This is a genomic window from Pseudomonas sp. HLT2-19-2, from assembly GCF_054898005.1.
This window is the reverse complement of the sequence record NZ_CM142712.1, coordinates 4,958,845-4,975,648: the sequence shown is the minus strand read 5'-3', so window position 1 is coordinate 4,975,648 and position 16,804 is coordinate 4,958,845. Positions and strand designations below refer to the sequence as shown.

The following is a 16,804-nucleotide window of genomic DNA, read 5'->3' as shown; positions in this document are numbered from 1 at the left end:
TGCGCCCCGTTCTCGGGTGGTGGCTGATCAATCGACATACGTCACATATCTCGACATCAAGTTCGGTCGCTCAAACGTGTCGATGGTGTCGACGCGGTGGTGCATCTCGGCGATGACGTGCTTGAACGTCGCATCGTCCATGTCGATCCAGTAACGCGGGTTGCGACCGGTGAGGCGGTCGTGTTCGGCGGTGGTGGGGTCGAGGTGGCGGTATTCCTCGTATTGGGGCAGGTCTGGCAGGGGGCGGCTGACGTCCATGTAGTTCTGGATGAAATCCCATAGGGCGCAGGGTTGTTGCGTGTCAGGGCCGGGGCAGACCAGCGCACCGAAGTTGATCATGATGTTGCGGTAGCGATGGGCGAGGTAGAGCACGTTCATCGGCATGCCCTGACTGTCCGGGGAAGTGGCGATGTAGGCGTCGAACTCGTAGAACGGCGCGGTGAGTTCGCCGATGGTGCCGTTCTTTTTGTATTCACCGTTGTTTTTGTAGTCGAAGACGGTGACCAGGCCGGTACGGCGGTTGAGTTCCCAGATGGGACCTCGGGAGGGTTTTATCCAGAGGCTTTGGAAGAATTTTATTACCACAGTGCCAGCCAACCAACACACTAAAGGGATTCCCAAAAAAGTAAAGAGAGTCGCGGAGTAGTCGGATATAACGTTGAGTAATATTTTTTTGGTATCTAGAAGTTCAGCCATGAAAATGAAAAATGTGATGGCAAGAAAAAGGAAAAACAAAAAACGTCCCCCTCCTAGCATGTACATCCAGAAGTGGGAGCTCGCGGGGAGAAGGGCATATCTAAAGCGTTCGTGGTCATCCCTTATATGAAAATCAATATGTTCGAATGGGCTCGATGAATAGGTTCCTGTGGTTTTTTGCTCTTCGCGTTCTTTATTGAATTTCTCCCAGAAGCGAAGGTTGTTCGGTGAGTTTTTATCAAGAAAGCTGGTCGGACATATGTCATCCGCATTGCCCCAAGGCAACCTGACCTTAGCAAAACGCATGATCCACGGACGTTCAGTCGAACATTTTTGCTGAGGTACCTCGCTCGCCCCATAGGCAGTCTCGGAGTAATGCGATTCGATGGTCATTTGTTACTGTCTCGTGATTTATTCGTCATTTCGTCTGCCCAGTAAAGTTTGCCTTCGCTGTCGAAGTTTGGTTTTTTGTGGGTTTCATCAAATGGCGTGCCGTCCTTTGGCGGTGGCGCAGGAAAGTGCCAACGTTGATTTTGTTGTTCCAGTACGCACTGAGCTCTAACTTGCCATTGGTGTGAGATGCCCGATGATCCTGTGACCAAATCAAAGGCGTAATTGGGTGGGGTTTCGAAAAGCAGTTCCAGGCCCTGCGGTATCAGCCTTTGCGCTTTGGGTAAGACGAGTTGACTATTAATCAGTTTTTTGAACGGCACGGTTTCACTTTTGATGCGCCCGCCTTTGACTTCGAATGTATTGAGTCGGCAGTGAGCATTGATATTGAGTGTGCCCAGGTTTGAAATTAAGCCTGGTAAGTTACTTTCGATGCGAATGCAGGTATTGGACGAAGTAACTTGAAAAGGTGTTTTGGCATGAACGTCATGTTTGGCATTGGGTATGAATTCAGGGTTGATACCAATGTTGATACGAATGTCAGCAAACAAACTGATCAGGTAGTAGAAGCCGCGTTGCGGATCCAGCAGGTGCGCATTGTCTGAATGAACTTGAGTGCCGAAAGGGCCATTGACCAGCCATTCTTCGATGGGCTTGTCGGTCAGCCACCAAGCCAGTCCTGCACCGATCACGATCAATATCAGCGCTACCCAACCTGCCGGACCCAGTCCCAGAAAGGTGACGGTACTAATGACCAGATTGCTGAGAGCGCTGATAGCGCCGCCCACTGCCATCATCAGATAAGCCCGACTGGCGTCATCGCCCCATGTCCACGCATACCAGGCATCTGTAAGGCAAATGGCCGTAAGAAACAGCCCAGAACCAATTTGAGCAAGGATTCGCCCGGTAAATTCCTTTGCTAAGCGTTTGCCTAGAGAACCTAAAGCTTTCGCAGTCTCATTTGAAATAATGAAAATAACCTTGCGACCCACCACCAAAACAGACTGGGTACCGGAAAGTTTTACCGTCAACATCTCCAGCGCGATAGCTAGATCTAGTCCTGCGGCAACTACAGCTAGCTGAGATCTATATTGTCCTTTTTCTCTCCGGACTTGCTCTCTACCTGCCCACTCCATACGCACATTCCAAACCTCCAACATCAAAACCCCCACCGCAAACGGCAACGAGCCCAGCACCCGATAAACCCGGCTGTTAGCCAACTCGACATGCTCATCCACTCCCCGCTGCAACGCACTTTTCACTCTGGCGTTGTCCGTCCCCCGCGCTTCCACATCTTCTTTATGCACCACATTAATCCGCTGGTTCAGCGCACTAAGATTGCGCACCGTCGGATGGTCCACCGGCATCGCCAGCAGTTTGTAATTACCTGTGCGAGGGACGCCCGGTGTCTCGAACGCATCAATATCCCCCACCTTCAACGGCTCGCCCCGGGCATTCAAATACTCACCAATAACCCGTCGTGGCCGCTGCTCGCCGGACGGCACGTCGGACAGGCCAAAGAGGTGATAGCGCTGCGGGTCGGCATCACGACGATTGATGAAGTGCATTTCACCAAAAGTCTTGGGCATCACGCTGCGCAAAAGTCCCACGCCGAGCCCGTGCAGATAGGCGCTCGTGGGTGCGGCGTGGGTGGTGTGTGGCCCGGACGGTTTGTTCACCGCGCTGCTGGCAGTTTCGAGTGCGCCTGCAAGGTTTTCGTAGATACCTATCAGGGTCCCGACCGCCGCTTTCGATTGGCCGGTGAGTGTGCTGTTCAGGCTGCCGCTGGCCAATAGGCCTTCTAGCAAGTGGCCGTCGAGGTGTTCGACCTGTGGGTAGTAAGGTCCCGGATCGCTTTCGAATACCGCGAGGTGTTCGGCGCGCAACCGCCCATCGCCCTCGTTAAGTGTTTTCTCGGTGGGCGGCAAATAAGGCGCGCCCAGTTCCGCGTCATTGACGGCGGGCCAGAGCATCACGTGCAGCGGGTGCGCCGGGTCGTGGGCGATGTCGTTGAGCAATGTCTGGCCGACGCTGGCCTGCGGACTGTAGAGGCTCAAACCAGTCATCGCGTTGGTGACGTCGCCATTGCTGGCCAGCGGATCGCGTTGCGCGGGCACGGTGGCGAGGGCCGCGAAGGTCTGGCTGACGGCGAACAGCGCGGCGAGGTAGTCAAAGCCTTCCAGGCTCAAATGATCGGCCAGGGTTTGCTGCGTGACCGGTTGTTGCAGGCACTCGGCAAGTAGCGTCTGCGCCATGTTCAGTTGTTGCCAGAGCAGGGCGCGTTCTGCGGTGGCGGTGAAGCGGTTGATGTCACGGCGGCCGGCCTCCTTCACTTTGTCGAAACAGGCATGCAGCGGGTTTTTCTGGCCGCCGAGGGCGGCCGGCACGATCAGTTGCTGGACCATTACGGCGCTGGCATGGTGTGGGTGAAGGCTGGCGCGTTCGGCATACAGCGTCAGCAATTGCTGTTGCTGCTGGATCTGTGAAACCAGATGCCGCAAGCGGTAACGAGGGTCTTCAAGCAGTACGCCACATAAGCGCCGTTGGCGAGCCGCATCCAGCACATCGACGACGGTGGGCTGGGGTTGCCAGAGATCCGCTTCATCGGCGGTCGGTGTTTTTCCTCGCAGTTGATCCAACAGCGTGGCGAGGCAATCGGCCCAGGCGCTGCTTTCGAAGGTTGCAGGTAAAGAAGGTGTGGCGCCTTGCTCCCACTGATCAAGGCAGCCCTTGGCTTCGGCGTTGCGTTGCGCAGCGAATTGTCCCGAGAGGTCGCACACGTAACGCCCCGGATGCTCCAGCACATATTCGAAACCGCTTTGACGTGCTCGTTGTGGGGCAATCTGGCTGAGCGGAAAGGCGCGCTCGGCCAGGTTGCGCCAGGTGATGCTGGCTTTAGTCGCGGTATCGGACGTTTGTGCATCCCACGCATTGAAGCGACTGAAGGCCTCCAGCATCGCCTGCCCATCGGGCTGCTGGTCAAAAAGTCGTTCGAACGTGTGGCTGTCGCATTGCAACGCGGGGCTCTGACAGCGCTGGGCGCGCAACGCCGGGTCTTCCTCGAGGCATTTGAGGCGTGCAGCGCTGAGCTGGATGTCGCTGAAACACAGTTGCACGGTTTCAGCAGGTTGATGGTTCCAGGTGGCGGGCAGCCAGATGTCACTGAGATCGACACCGCCCGCCTGCCGGTAATCGCCGCTCAATTCGTGATTCTGGCGATACGCCTGCAGGTCGATGTCGCGGTAAGTCGTGAGTTCGCCGTCCTGCTGCACTTCCAGTTCACGCCAGAGGTGATCGCGGTAAAACACATACACGTAGCCGCTACGACACAGTACCGGCGTGCCGAGGTCATAGTGGCTTCGAGTCCCGGGCAGCGCGGCGAAAGGCAAGATCGGTACGATCTGATTCCACTGGGCTTCCAGTTGACGCGGGGTGACACGCACGTCCTCCAGCAACGGCAGACGAATGGGCGGCCCTTGGATGGTGGCGATTTCCAGCCACAATTGATGCTTGAGCTGTGCGGACCAATCCCACACAAACAGCTCGCTGTGGACGTCGTTCGAACGCTCGGTTTCGCACACCACCTCATCGGTCAGGGCTTGGAGTGCTTCGAGGCCCGACTGATCGAACATCACCAGTCGCTGGCTTTTTGAATGAGCGGTGCCAATGACCTGAACAATCAGCTTGTCGCGCTCGCAGCCGGGGCCATCGGTCAACCTCCCGAGCTGCTTCATGACTGAGCCTGCGTGCAGTGGACGCTCAGGAATTCGCTGATGGCGTCACTTTCATCGATGCCCTGGGTCAGCGCTTGTTCCATCAGTTGATTGGCATGCACAAATGAGTGCTGTGGATGTTGCTGCCACCAGTTAAAGAGAAACTGTTCGTTGCGCTGGCGCGTCAAGGCTTCTTCCTGGGCGGCGCTCAGGAACATCGCCCCGCTTGTCCGTTCTATTCGCCAGTCTGTCGCGTGGAGGTTGTTCAACTGCTGCCAGCCGGCTTCACCTGTCGCTTGGGTGGCCCAGGTCGCACCGAACCAGCGCAGACGATCGATTGGACCCAGCCACAGGCTGAGGTCTTGCGCCGAACAGGCGCCAAAAAAATAGCTGGCGACGGTCGGGTTGCTGTAGCGCAGGACACCTTTGCGTTGCTGGTCGAACTTGACGATTAGAATCTGTCGCAAATGAGCGAGTACCAATGGCGTGTCGCAGGTACTTTCGATCAGCAGCCCTGGCCATTCAGCGGGGTTTTGCTCGATCGCCTGGTTGAGCGTTGGCTGGTTGTTCAGCCTGACCAGCAGAGGGCTTTGCTCGGCGAAACTGCTTAGTGGGGTGCCGGCGAACAGCATCTGTGTGTCGGGATGGGTCGCCATGCTGTACAGGGTTTTGAGCTGCGCGGCGGGGCGCTCCAGCAGCATCCAGATATTCATGAACGATCTCCGTAGCCCAAGGCTTTGCGGCATTGGCAGTCGCTCAGCGGGCAGTCCATCGGCGTACCACCGCTGGGCATCTGGCAGAGTTCAATCAATGCTTCGTCGCCGAGTAGTTGTTTGAGTAGCGCGGTTGAAACCGTTTCGGGTAGTGGTGGTTCGCTCGCGTCGAGCGCCACCGGTGCGGCCGCCATGAGTGGCATCGGCGTACCGCCCACTTCAATGGGCACACTGCTGAAAATCCCTGCGCCATTGATCGTGATCCACATGCCGCCGGCCTGAATCGTGGCGCTGGCGCCGCCATCAATGACGATGTTTTGGCCGGCACTGACGTGGACCTGCTGTTGAGCGCTCAACCGATGGCTGGTGGCGCGAATATGACAGTTGCCATGCACCGTGAGATGGTCATCCTGTCTGATTTCAGTCCGCCGGTTGCCGTGGGTGATGTGCTGTTCTTCGGCGCGCAGTTCATGGCGGGCGTTGCCCCCGACCACGATGCTGCGCTGGTTGTCGACTTGCACACGCTCGTCGTTCAACACGTGTTGTGCATAATCGCGTTGGGCGCGGATGGAAATTTCCTCGGCCCCCTTGCGATCTTCGATGCGCAGCTCGTTGAAACCTTCTCCGCCAGGGCTGCTTTGGGTCCTGAAGGTGCTGCGGGTTTTATCGGCGGGGAGGTCGAGCGGGGGGCAATTGGCGCCATTGGACAGGCAGGCGACGATCAACGGTTTGTCCGGGTCGCCCTGATAGAAGCCGACGATCACTTCCATGCCGACGCGGGGGATCAGCACGCTGCCATAACGGTCGTGAGCCCAGCCGCTGGCGACACGCACCCAGCAACTGGAGTGATCGTTGTGGTCGCCGTCACGGTCCCAAGGAAACTGAACACGTACGCGGCCGTATTCGTCGCAATGGATTTCTTCGCCGGGCGGGCCGCAGACCACGGCATGCTGATAGCCGTTGATGGTGGCTTTGGGGTGGTCGAGCGCAGGTCTGAAGGGCACGTCCCACGGTGTGGCGAGAAAAGTATTGCGGTAGCCCTGAGAGAACTCGCCGCTTGAGGCAATGGTGATCGACTCTTGCAGCACTTGCGGTTGTTTGCCGGTATGGATGACTTCGGTCAGCAACCACAAATCATTCCATTCCTGGCGCGGGTGGTCGGTCAGGGGCAGGAAATGGCCACTGAGCAGCATCGGCTGATCGCTGCGTCCAGTGGCTTGCCGATAATCGCTGCGGTGCCGTCCAAGTGCTCGTCGGGCGCGGTGCTTGCCGTGTTCTCGGTCGGTGAAATGGCCGGGAAAGCCGTAATCTTCAAGTCGCAGCGGCGAAGGGTCTTTCGCGGCACTCTCCAATTGCAGTAAAGGCTTCTCGAAGTCGTAGTCGCGGCGAGTTACGCCAGTGGGGCGGGTTTCCAGCGCGAGGGTGAAGGCGTTGATTACCGGCTTATCGGCGACCAGTCCGCTGTCTTGCAGGTAAGCGGTGGGGCGGTGGAGTCTGGGGAATACCGTTTGATCTTCGCCGAACACCAGCACATGCCTCTCGCGGCTGTGCTCAAAGTGGTAATGCAGGCCTTCTTCTTCGCAGAGTCGCTGCAGGAAATGCAGACAACTCTCGCCGTACTGGACGCAATAGTCCCGTGGGCGGTAATCCGCGCCGAGGGCAAAGCGATAGCCATCGCCATCGCCGAGGATGCCGTGGGCGTCCAGTACCTGGGCGATGATCTGCGGCACGCTCAGTTTCTGAAATATTTTCTGGTCGAAACGGTGGCCCAAATAGGCAAGGCTTGGCATCAGGCTGAGCTGATACTGAGTTAGACGCTTGCCTGCGTCGCCCTGACCGACGCTGTAAACCTGGCCATGAATTCCAGTGCCATAGCGATCAAAGTCGAGGAATGCCGGGCGATGTAGAAGGCTTTCCAGATCCAGGTCGGGACGTTCGCTGACCAGTTTCAGATCGAAGCGGAAGGGTTGACTGATGGCTTCTTTGCCGGTGAACTCAAGGACTTGCAGGTCGTGTGTAAAACCCTCGATGTCCAGGAGGAAAGAGGCTTGGTTGGCAGGGCTGAACATCACACATCCCTTGTGCTGATTTAGATGGGCGGGACTGTGAATGAGTGAATGCAGGTTTGATGCAGGGCAAGTCTGTTTCTGTTGTAGGAAGAGTACTTTTGATGGTTGGGATTTTTCTTAGAGAGGTTTCCTTCATTTGAGGCTGTCAAAACGGAATTGGACGGCATTCAGTCCGCCAGGCGGGCTGCCGTGACAGCCTGATTACGTTATACTCGCCGGCTTTCAAAAGTTCGCCAACGAGTGCTGCCCGCCATGGAAATCAACCCGATCCTTAACAGTATCAAGGACCTGTCCGAGCGCTCCGAAACTATTCGGGGGTATCTTTGACTACGATCAAAAGCATGAGCGTCTGACTGAAGTCAATCGCGAGCTCGAAGATCCGAATGTCTGGAGCAACCCGACGTACGCTCAGGAGCTGGGCCGCGAGCGGTCCCTGCTGGCTCAGATCGTCGAAACCCTCGACGAAATGAACACCGGCCTGGCCGACGCCAAAGACCTGCTGCTGATGTCCGCCGAAGAAGAAGACCAGGCTGCCGTCGATGACGTCGCTGCCGAAGTCGAGCGTCTGCGCGAGTCCCTGGAAAAACTTGAATTCCGTCGCATGTTCAGCGGTGAGATGGACGCCAACAACGCCTACCTGGACATCCAGGCCGGCTCAGGCGGGACCGAGGCTCAGGACTGGGCCAACATCCTGCTGCGCATGTACCTGCGCTGGGCCGACAAACGCGGTTTCGTCGCAACCATCATGGAGCTGTCGGCCGGTGAAGTCGCCGGGGTCAAGGGCGCCACGATCCACATCAAGGGCGAATACGCTTTTGGCTGGTTGCGTACCGAAATCGGCGTGCACCGTCTGGTGCGCAAGAGCCCGTACGACTCCGGTAACCGTCGCCACACCTCGTTCTCGGCCGTGTTCGTGTCGCCGGAAATCGATGACAACATCGAAATCGACATCAACCCGTCGGACCTGCGCATCGACACCTACCGCTCCTCCGGTGCCGGTGGTCAGCACGTAAACACCACCGACTCGGCCGTACGTATTACGCACGTACCGTCCAACACTGTGGTCAGTTGCCAGAACGAACGCTCCCAGCACGCCAACAAAGACACCGCGATGAAAATGTTGCGGGCGCGCTTGTACGAGCAGGAAGTGCAGAAACGCAACGCCGCCTCGCAAGCCCTGGAAGACACCAAGTCGGACATCGGCTGGGGTCACCAGATTCGCTCTTACGTGCTCGACCAGTCGCGGATCAAGGATCTGCGCACTAACGTCGAACGCAGTGACTGCGACAAGGTGCTCGACGGCGACATTGACGAATACCTGGTGGCCAGCCTGAAACAAGGGCTGTAAACCGCCAGTCAAGACCTTAAGTCCCCTGCCACCAGTGGGGGCAACGAACCTGTGATGGAATTTTTAAAGACATGAGCGACCTAGAACTCGACCCGCAAGCCCTGCAACAGGAAGAAAACTCCCTGATCGCCCTGCGCAAGGAAAAGCTGGCTGCCGAGCGCGCCAAGGGCAATGCCTTCCCGAACGACTTCCGCCGCGACAACTACTGCGAAGACTTGCAGAAACAGTACGCGGACAAGACCAAGGAAGAGCTCGCAGAGGCTGCAATCCCGGTCAAGGTTGCCGGTCGTCTCATGCTCAACCGTGGTTCGTTCATGGTGATCCAGGACATGTCCGGGCGGATTCAGGTTTACGTCAACCGTAAAACCCTGTCCGAAGAAACCCTGGCCGCGGTGAAAACCTGGGACCTGGGCGACATCATTGCCGCTGAAGGCACCTTGGCGCGTTCCGGCAAGGGCGACCTGTACGTCGAAATGACCAGCGTGCGCCTGCTGACCAAGTCCCTGCGCCCGTTGCCGGACAAGCACCACGGCCTGTCCGACACCGAGCAGCGCTATCGCCAGCGTTACGTTGACCTGATCGTCAACGAAGACGTGCGCCAGACCTTCCGCGTTCGTTCGCAAGTGATTGCGCACATCCGCAGCTTCCTGATGCAGCGTGACTTCCTTGAAGTCGAAACGCCGATGCTGCAAACCATCCCCGGTGGTGCTGCGGCCAAGCCGTTCGAGACTCACCACAATGCGCTGGATATGGAAATGTTCCTGCGTATCGCGCCGGAGCTGTACCTCAAGCGCCTCGTTGTTGGCGGCTTTGAGAAAGTCTTCGAGATCAACCGCAACTTCCGTAACGAAGGCGTTTCGACGCGTCACAACCCTGAATTCACCATGTTGGAGTTCTACCAGGCTTACGCCGACTATGAAGACAACATGGACCTGACCGAAGAACTGTTCCGCGAACTGGCTCAGCTGGTTCTGGGCAGCACCGACGTGCCTTACGGCGACAAAGTGTTCCACTTCGGCGAACCGTTCGTGCGTCTGTCGGTGTTCGACTCGATCCTCAAGTACAACCCTGAGCTGACCGCTGACGACCTGACCGACATCGACAAGGCCCGCGCCATCGCCAAGAAGGCCGGCGCCAAGGTGCTGGGATTCGAAGGTCTGGGCAAACTGCAGGTGATGATTTTCGAAGAGCTGGTCGAGCACAAGCTGGAGCAGCCGCACTTCATCACTCAGTACCCGTTCGAAGTGTCGCCGCTGGCCCGTCGTAACGACGAGAACCCGAACGTCACCGACCGTTTCGAACTGTTCATCGGTGGCCGCGAAATCGCCAACGCCTACTCCGAGTTGAACGACGCGGAAGACCAGGCCGAGCGCTTCATGGCTCAGGTGGCCGACAAGGATGCCGGCGATGACGAAGCCATGCACTACGACGCCGACTTCGTTCGCGCGCTGGAGTACGGCATGCCGCCAACCGCCGGTGAAGGTATTGGCATCGACCGTCTGGTGATGCTGCTGACCAACTCCCCGTCGATCCGCGACGTGATCCTGTTCCCGCACATGCGGCCGCAAGCGTAAATGTTTCAACTAAAAAGCCGCCTAAAACAGGCGGCTTTTTATTGCCTGTCTGGTACAAATGTATCAATTGGTTACTTTGAAGTAGAGAGGAATACCTGTCGTGAACCGTGCAATTGCTCAAGAGGGTGCAGCGGACGTCGCCACTGCGGTCGCTGAAAGTGTTCAGTACCAGGGCCGCAAGGCCAGCCGACAGGGCAGCGAGCAGCGTCGACAGGACATTCTCGATGCGGCGATGCGCATTGTCGTGCGCGATGGCGTACGGGCTGTGCGTCATCGCGCGGTGGCTGCCGAGGCCGGTGTGCCGCTGTCAGCCACCACTTACTATTTCAAGGATATCGATGATCTGCTCACCGATACCTTTGCCCAATACGTGGAACGCAGCGCGGCGTTCATGGCCAAGTTGTGGGCCAGCAACGAAGGCTTGCTGCGTGAAATGGTTGCTTATGGCGATGGCAGCCCTGAAGCCCGTTCACAGCTGGCTGACGAGATTGCGCGTCTGACCGCCGATTATGTGCAGCGCCAATTACACAACCGTCGCGAACACTTGATGGCCGAGCAGGCGTTCCGTCAGGAGGCTTTGTTGAACCCGCGTCTGGCGATGTTGGTGCGCTCGCATCAGCAGATTCTTCTTCAAGGCACTTGCCATTTTTTCGAGGTGTTGGGTTCCCGCGAGCCACAACAGGATGCCAAAGTGTTGACGGCGATTATCGGACGGATGGAATATCAGGGCCTGCTCAACGACGCCGAGCCTGGGGCCGAAGCAGAAATGCTCGGCATCCTGACCCGCTACATGCATTTGGTATTGGCGTCGGTATAGGAAGAAAGCCAGTTGTTGCGTGTGATGAGGGAGTGTTGAATGAAAGCCTGGCGTGTCGTTGTGATCGCCTTGTCGATCCTGCTGCTCAGTGGCTGTCTGGTGACCTTCAAGGAGCCGCTGCCCTCGAGTGAACCCGCGCCCAAAGGGTTGCTCGGCAAATGGACCAGCACCAATGCCTGGGGCGAGCCGCTGAATCTGGAGCTGACGCGCCTGGGCGATAATCACTACCAGGCGGTCAGCTACTTCAAGGCTAAACCCATGGAACGCGAAGCCTACCCCTTCACGGTGACCCGCCATGGCAGTCGCTGGTACCTGTCGGCGAAGGTACCAGCGCAGTTCGGTGGGCATTACACCATCGCTGGTTTCGAACTCACCGATAAGCACGAACTGGTGGTCTACAACCTCGACCTCGATCAGATCAACCAGGCCCTGGGGCAGAAAGTCCTGAGTGGCAAAGGCTTCCAGACCGGCGATGGCGACGGCGTATTGATCAACAACAACCTGGACCAGGTGTTCGCCTACCTCGACGACCCGGCCAATTCCGATGTCTTCGTTGAGGCGGTGCGCTATCAGCGTCTGGCCAAAGCCAAAGCTAAAGTTAAATAAAGCCAGCACCTAACGGTTTTTCTACAGGAGTTTCGGGTGGACGATTACCAGCAGACGATACGCATTTTGTCCGATCGCATTGTGCTGGCGCAGACGCCGATTCGCGTCCTCGATGCGGTCAAGTGGGACGACAGCATCCGCAAGGGTTTCCTCAAGGCCAAGGGCAAGGAAATGCCGGCCGTGGACCGTGACTATTACCTCAGTCGGCCGCTGTCTTTTGACTCCAGCAAAGTGAAACTGGAATTCCAAAACATCGAGCGCGACATCACCCGTCAGTTGGGTCAGTTCAGCCCGGTCGGCCAGATCATGCGCCGCATGTGCAAGGAATACCGGATGGTGGTGCGCATGCTCGAAGCGCGCGGCACCGAGGATTTCGGGCTGATTTCCCAGGAGTTGTACGGCGCCGCGTCCGACGCGTTCCACGCCGGCGACCCGACCCTGGCCGACTTGGGGCTGATGCTCTCCGATTACCTGAACAACATCGACGGCCGTGGCGATCTGAAGGACGAACCGAAAACCCTCACCGCCAAGGAGGCCGTCAGCCAGCTGCAACATCGATTGAACAAGGTGTTTGGCGAGGCCGAAGAAACCATTCGGGTGTTCGAGTCCGACGGGATCGTCGCCGATGCGGCGGCCGGCGCCGACTACATCAAGATTCGCGCCGACGCGATGTTCAACGAGCGTGACGTTCGCGCTCTGGAAGTCCACGAAGGGTTGGTGCATGTGGGCACCACGCTCAATGGTCTGAACCAGCCGATCTGCACCTTCCTCTCCAAAGGTCCGCCGTCGTCGACGGTGACTCAGGAAGGCCTGGCGATCCTGATGGAAATCATCACCTTCGCCTCTTACCCGAGTCGTCTGCGTAAACTGACCAACCGCACCCGCGCCATCCACATGGTGGAAGAGGGCGCGGACTTTATGCAGATCTTCGAGTTCTTCCGCGAGCAGGGTTTCGAAATGGCTGAAAGCTACGGCAATGCCAGCCGGGTTTTCCGCGGCTCGGTGCCCAATGGGCTGCCATTTACCAAAGACTTGTCCTACCTCAAGGGCTTTATCATGGTTTACAACTACATTCAGTTGGCCGTGCGTAAAGGCAAACTCGAGCAGATCCCGCTGCTGTTTTGTGGCAAGACCACGCTCGAAGACATGCGGACCTTGCGCCAGTTGGTGGATGAAGGGCTGGTGGTGGCACCGAAGTATCTTCCGGATCAGTTCCGTGACCTGAACGCGCTGTCGGCGTGGATGTGCTTCTCCAACTTCCTCAATCACCTGAGCCTGGACCGGATCGAAGCGGATTACTCAAACATTTTGTGAGCAAACACTGATCGTTCCCACATCACTGCGAGGTTTCTACGGATGAGAATCCTCGGCATTTTCTGCCTGCTTCTGACCCTCGGCGGTTGCAGCTCTTTGTTGTTCTACCCCGAGCCCGGCCAGCTGTTCACCCCGGAAAAAGCCAAACTCGAATTCCGCGACGTTACCCTGATCACCGCCGACGGCCTCAAGCTGCACGGCTGGTGGTTGCCGGCGAAAAAAGGTGTCGAGGTCAAAGGCACCGTGCTGCATCTGCACGGCAACGGCGGCAATCTGCCCATGCATCTGGGTGGGAGTTGGTGGTTGCCCAAAGAAGGCTATCAAGTGCTGCTGGTGGACTATCGCGGTTACGGTTTGTCCGAGGGTGAACCGACGCTGCCAGCGATCTATCAGGACATCGACGCAGCGTTCAAATGGCTCGATCAGGCGCCCGAGGTCAAGGGCAAGCCATTGATCCTCTTGGGGCAAAGCCTCGGCGGTTCGATGGCCGTGCATTACCTGGTTCAACACCCCGAGCGCCAAAAACAACTCAAAGCCTTCGTCCTCGATGGCGTGCCCGCCAGTTACCGCAGTATCGGTCAATTTGCCCTGAGCCATTCCTGGCTGACCTGGATGTTTCAGGTGCCGCTGTCCTGGCTGGTACCGGACGGCGACAGCGCGATCAATTCCATGGCGCAGCTGGGCGGCGTACCTAAACTGATCTACCACAGCATCGACGATCCGATCGTGCCCCTTTCCAACGGCATCCGACTGTATCAAGCTGCGCCGCCGCCGCGAGTGCTGCAACTGACCCGTGGGGGGCATGTGCAGACGTTCGCCGACCCGGTCTGGCGCAAAGTCATGCTGCGTTATCTCGACGACCCGCAGCATTTCAACGGTTTGCGCCGACTGGGTGAAGTCCCGAATTACCCGACGCCGAAAAATTCTGAAGATGAACCACCAGAGAGTCCGCAATGAGTGAAGAACGTAACGCCATCCCGCTGATCATCACCGGTATCTGCAGCATCCTCGGCACTGTCGGGGCCCTGTGGTTCTACGGCTACCTGCACTTCGCCAAACCCGAAGATGCGCTGTTGCTCAGCGACTTCACCCTGCTCAAGACTGTTCCGGGCGAAGACTACAAAGTCTCGCTGGAACCGGCTGCTCAAGTGGCGCAGTGCATTGATGGTGTGCTGGTGATGTTCGACACCGAACAGAAAGGCCTGAGTGGTGTGTTGGTCAACAACAAGAAAAAAGCCGTGCGCTGTATAGGTCAGGAAACCCCGCAAAAACTGCAACCGTAACGCGCCTTTTGATCTTAAAAACAAAAGCCCCGCCTGATCAGATCAGGCGGGGCTTTTGTGTTTCAGCAGACGAAGCTTAGTTCGAGCTAATAGCCGAACGCGGGATCACCGGCTGGTTGTCGTTGGAAATGGTCACTTCCACCCGACGGTTCATTGCACGACCCGAAACGCTGGTGTTCTCGGCCACCGGGTATTCCTTGCCATAACCCTGGGCCACGATGCGCGCTGGATCTACACCCATCTTGATCAGGGCCACTTGCACGGAAGTCGCACGGCGTTCGGACAGCGACTGGTTGTAGTTCGGCGCACCCGTGCTGTCGGTGTAGCCTTCGATAATCACTTTACGGTCCGGGTTTTCTTGAAGGAACTGGGCCAGTTTGTTGATATTCACCAGACCGCTGGACTTCAGCTCCGCCTTGTTGGTGGCGAACAGCACGTCACCGAACGTCACCAGCGTGCCGCGATCGGTCTGCTTGGCGTTCAGGCTGTCTTGCAATTGCTTGATCTGCGAGTCGCGCGCGTCCAGACGGGCCTGGGCACGTTGCGCAGAGGCATTTTTCAGATCGGCTTCAGCGGTGCGCAGCGCGATGGTCTGCTTCGCCACTTCGACACGTTGATTGGTCAGGTATGCCAGTTGGTCGACCTTGGCCTGGTCCTCTCTGTCCATGTAAGCCTTGTCGGCCTTGCCCAGGTAATCGCTGGCTTCTTTGGTTTCCAGCGCCGCGACTTTGCTGGCTTGCGGGTTGGTTTGCAGGCCGGTGTAGTTGGTACGGGCCTGTTCCAGGTTCGCGTTTGGCGGGGTGGAGCAGGCGGCCAGTGCAACGCTTGCGGCCAGCAGGGCAGGGATCATCAATTGTTTGCGCATCATGGTTTCGTCCTTTTAGTCGAGTAAGAAATACGTCGTGCCGCGTCGCTTATTGCACGGTGCGCTGGCTTTCCTGACGCAGTTCCTGAACCCCTTTCTGAGAGTCCTTCACCGCCAGTTCGGCTTTAATCGCCTGGGCTTTGCGTTCAGCCACTCGAGCGTCCCACTCGGCCTGTTCGGCCAGGATCTTGGCTTCGTCATACTTCTTGTCGTGCATGGCGATTTCGGCTTGTTTGAGCTTGTCCTGGGCGGACTTCATCTCCACTGCCGCGAATTCGGTACCGCCGGCACTGACGGCACTGTTGACCGCCGATTCCGTCACGGCGAATTGCTCGCTTGGCGGGTTGCCGGCACAACCGGCCAGAACGACGCAGCTACCGATTGCCAGTGCAGCCAGTTTCAGGCTACGCAGAGGTGGGAACGAGGATTTGGCAGTTCGGGTTTTCATGGTCTTCAACTCCATTGGAATAACTCCTGAAAAACTTAAAAATCCATCCTGGGCAAGGAGCCTCAACCTTCAATTTCCGGAGGCGTTATGAAACGGCCGTCCCAGGCGTGGTTAATGGGTGTGACCCGAGACGTTTTTCAAAAGTTCAGAGAATATGGCCCATTGCCTGAAAAAACTTTGACCGAACGGACAAGGCTCTAAATCGGTGATTACCATCCTATGCAGCAGTACTCCCGGCGCTGAGCGAGCCCGAGAATATGCATTTTGGAGGGGAAAAGAAGCGCGGTAATCAGTGTTTCTGTTTGTCGTCAATGGACGACAAATCGTGCAAATGACGACGGGATAACGCGAGGAAGCGCGGAGTTGGACCGACGTCTTCGTACAGCGGATCACCTTCTTCGTCGGTGGCCACCACCGTTGAGCCCTTCACATACGGGAAGCTCTTTTCGAGCTCTTCAAGCGCGGCGCCGATCAGCTCGCCGAGCAGTTCTTCGGGGTGTCGTTTGGGGTACATCTCGATAATTGCCGCCAGCCGTGCGGCGGCTTCCACATCCAGATGAATCGAGTATCCGGTATCGGTCAGGCGACCCTTGGCGTTTTCTTCCCAGTGATGGGCGAGCTCGCGGATTTTCATAGTGACCTCATTGCGCACCTGCTCGTGGCAGGCAGTGTCAGTGTCCGGCAATGGCCGGCGGCAGCCGTTGTACGGCTTACTCTTCAGACTAGCTTTAACGCCCAAGGTTTAAAGTCCCTTCGTCGTCTAATGGTGGGGGGTCATTGGGGGGATTGGGTGTATATCCGTTTTTGCGGTAGCGGCGGCTATTGGTTTCGCTTTTACAGCGAGTCACTTGGAAATACGGAATGCCGCCCAACCCCAAGTAACCAAGGGCTCTTGCCCCTGACGTTCGGTGCCTCGCCTAGGCTCGGCATGCCCTCGCTCCGGTCCTGCTCCGTGGGCCCGCCGCCAT

The 16,804-nt window shown here is 57.5% G+C and carries 14 protein-coding genes; 7 read left to right on the top strand and 7 right to left on the bottom strand.

What is annotated here, in order from left to right; genetic code table 11:
* Positions 1-27: 27 nt before the first annotated feature.
* The 4 genes from ACYZTU_RS23290 to ACYZTU_RS23275 form a co-directional block, all read right to left on the bottom strand.
* Positions 28-1,089: a hypothetical protein gene (locus ACYZTU_RS23290; RefSeq protein WP_461965848.1), complete on the bottom strand. Its 1,062-nt coding sequence runs from the start codon at positions 1,087-1,089 to the stop codon at positions 28-30.
* Positions 1,086-4,541, bottom strand: coding sequence for a toxin VasX (locus tag ACYZTU_RS23285; RefSeq protein ID WP_461965846.1), 3,456 nt, complete (start codon positions 4,539-4,541; stop codon positions 1,086-1,088). The genes ACYZTU_RS23290 and ACYZTU_RS23285 overlap by 4 nt, the downstream gene beginning before the upstream one ends.
* 275 nt (positions 4,542-4,816) lie before the next feature.
* Positions 4,817-5,512: a DUF4123 domain-containing protein gene (locus tag ACYZTU_RS23280; RefSeq protein WP_461965844.1), complete on the bottom strand. Its 696-nt coding sequence runs from the start codon at positions 5,510-5,512 to the stop codon at positions 4,817-4,819.
* A complete protein-coding gene (locus tag ACYZTU_RS23275) occupies positions 5,509-7,581 on the bottom strand; it encodes a type VI secretion system Vgr family protein (protein WP_461965842.1) in 2,073 nt (690 codons plus the stop codon). Before ACYZTU_RS23275 ends, ACYZTU_RS23280 begins: the two co-directional genes overlap by 4 nt.
* A 252-nt stretch (positions 7,582-7,833) precedes the next feature.
* Between ACYZTU_RS23275 and prfB the strand changes: the two genes are divergently transcribed.
* From prfB to ACYZTU_RS23240, 7 genes are all read left to right on the top strand, one after another.
* Positions 7,834-8,929, top strand: a protein-coding gene (gene prfB, locus ACYZTU_RS23270; protein WP_461965840.1) for a peptide chain release factor 2 whose coding sequence is annotated in 2 segments (ribosomal slippage) — positions 7,834-7,905 and positions 7,907-8,929 — 1,095 coding nt in all. Because the reading frame shifts where the segments join, the coding sequence is not laid out codon by codon here.
* Between the two features lie 71 nt (positions 8,930-9,000).
* Positions 9,001-10,503: a lysine--tRNA ligase gene (gene lysS, locus ACYZTU_RS23265; RefSeq protein WP_461965838.1), complete on the top strand. Its 1,503-nt coding sequence runs from the start codon at positions 9,001-9,003 to the stop codon at positions 10,501-10,503.
* Positions 10,504-10,615: 112 nt separating this feature from the next.
* Positions 10,616-11,320, top strand: a complete 705-nt coding sequence (locus ACYZTU_RS23260) for a TetR/AcrR family transcriptional regulator (protein ID WP_461971136.1) — start codon at positions 10,616-10,618, stop codon at positions 11,318-11,320.
* A gap of 39 nt (positions 11,321-11,359) precedes the next feature.
* Complete coding sequence (locus ACYZTU_RS23255) at positions 11,360-11,926, top strand: hypothetical protein (protein WP_461965836.1); 567 nt, start codon at positions 11,360-11,362, stop codon at positions 11,924-11,926.
* Positions 11,927-11,962: 36 nt separating this feature from the next.
* Positions 11,963-13,240 carry a flavohemoglobin expression-modulating QEGLA motif protein gene (locus ACYZTU_RS23250; RefSeq protein ID WP_461965834.1) on the top strand — a complete coding sequence of 426 codons (1,278 nt, stop codon included), beginning with the start codon at positions 11,963-11,965 and terminating at the stop codon, positions 13,238-13,240.
* Positions 13,241-13,282: 42 nt separating this feature from the next.
* Positions 13,283-14,197, top strand: coding sequence for an alpha/beta hydrolase (locus ACYZTU_RS23245; RefSeq protein WP_461965832.1), 915 nt, complete (start codon positions 13,283-13,285; stop codon positions 14,195-14,197).
* On the top strand, positions 14,194-14,523 hold the full coding sequence (locus ACYZTU_RS23240; RefSeq protein ID WP_461965830.1) for a hypothetical protein: 330 nt from the start codon (positions 14,194-14,196) through the stop codon (positions 14,521-14,523). The genes ACYZTU_RS23245 and ACYZTU_RS23240 overlap by 4 nt, the downstream gene beginning before the upstream one ends.
* A gap of 76 nt (positions 14,524-14,599) precedes the next feature.
* On the opposite strand, the gene ACYZTU_RS23235 is transcribed toward ACYZTU_RS23240, so the two are convergent.
* The 3 genes from ACYZTU_RS23235 to ACYZTU_RS23225 all read right to left on the bottom strand — a co-directional run bounded on the left by ACYZTU_RS23235 (position 14,600) and on the right by ACYZTU_RS23225 (position 16,470).
* Positions 14,600-15,388: an OmpA family protein gene (locus tag ACYZTU_RS23235; protein ID WP_461971134.1), complete on the bottom strand. Its 789-nt coding sequence runs from the start codon at positions 15,386-15,388 to the stop codon at positions 14,600-14,602.
* A 49-nt stretch (positions 15,389-15,437) separates the two neighbouring features.
* A complete protein-coding gene (locus ACYZTU_RS23230) occupies positions 15,438-15,851 on the bottom strand; it encodes a DUF4398 domain-containing protein (protein ID WP_461965828.1) in 414 nt (137 codons plus the stop codon).
* Between the two features lie 274 nt (positions 15,852-16,125).
* Positions 16,126-16,470 carry a pilin assembly protein gene (locus ACYZTU_RS23225; protein ID WP_461971133.1) on the bottom strand — a complete coding sequence of 115 codons (345 nt, stop codon included), beginning with the start codon at positions 16,468-16,470 and terminating at the stop codon, positions 16,126-16,128.
* Positions 16,471-16,804 lie beyond the last annotated feature (334 nt).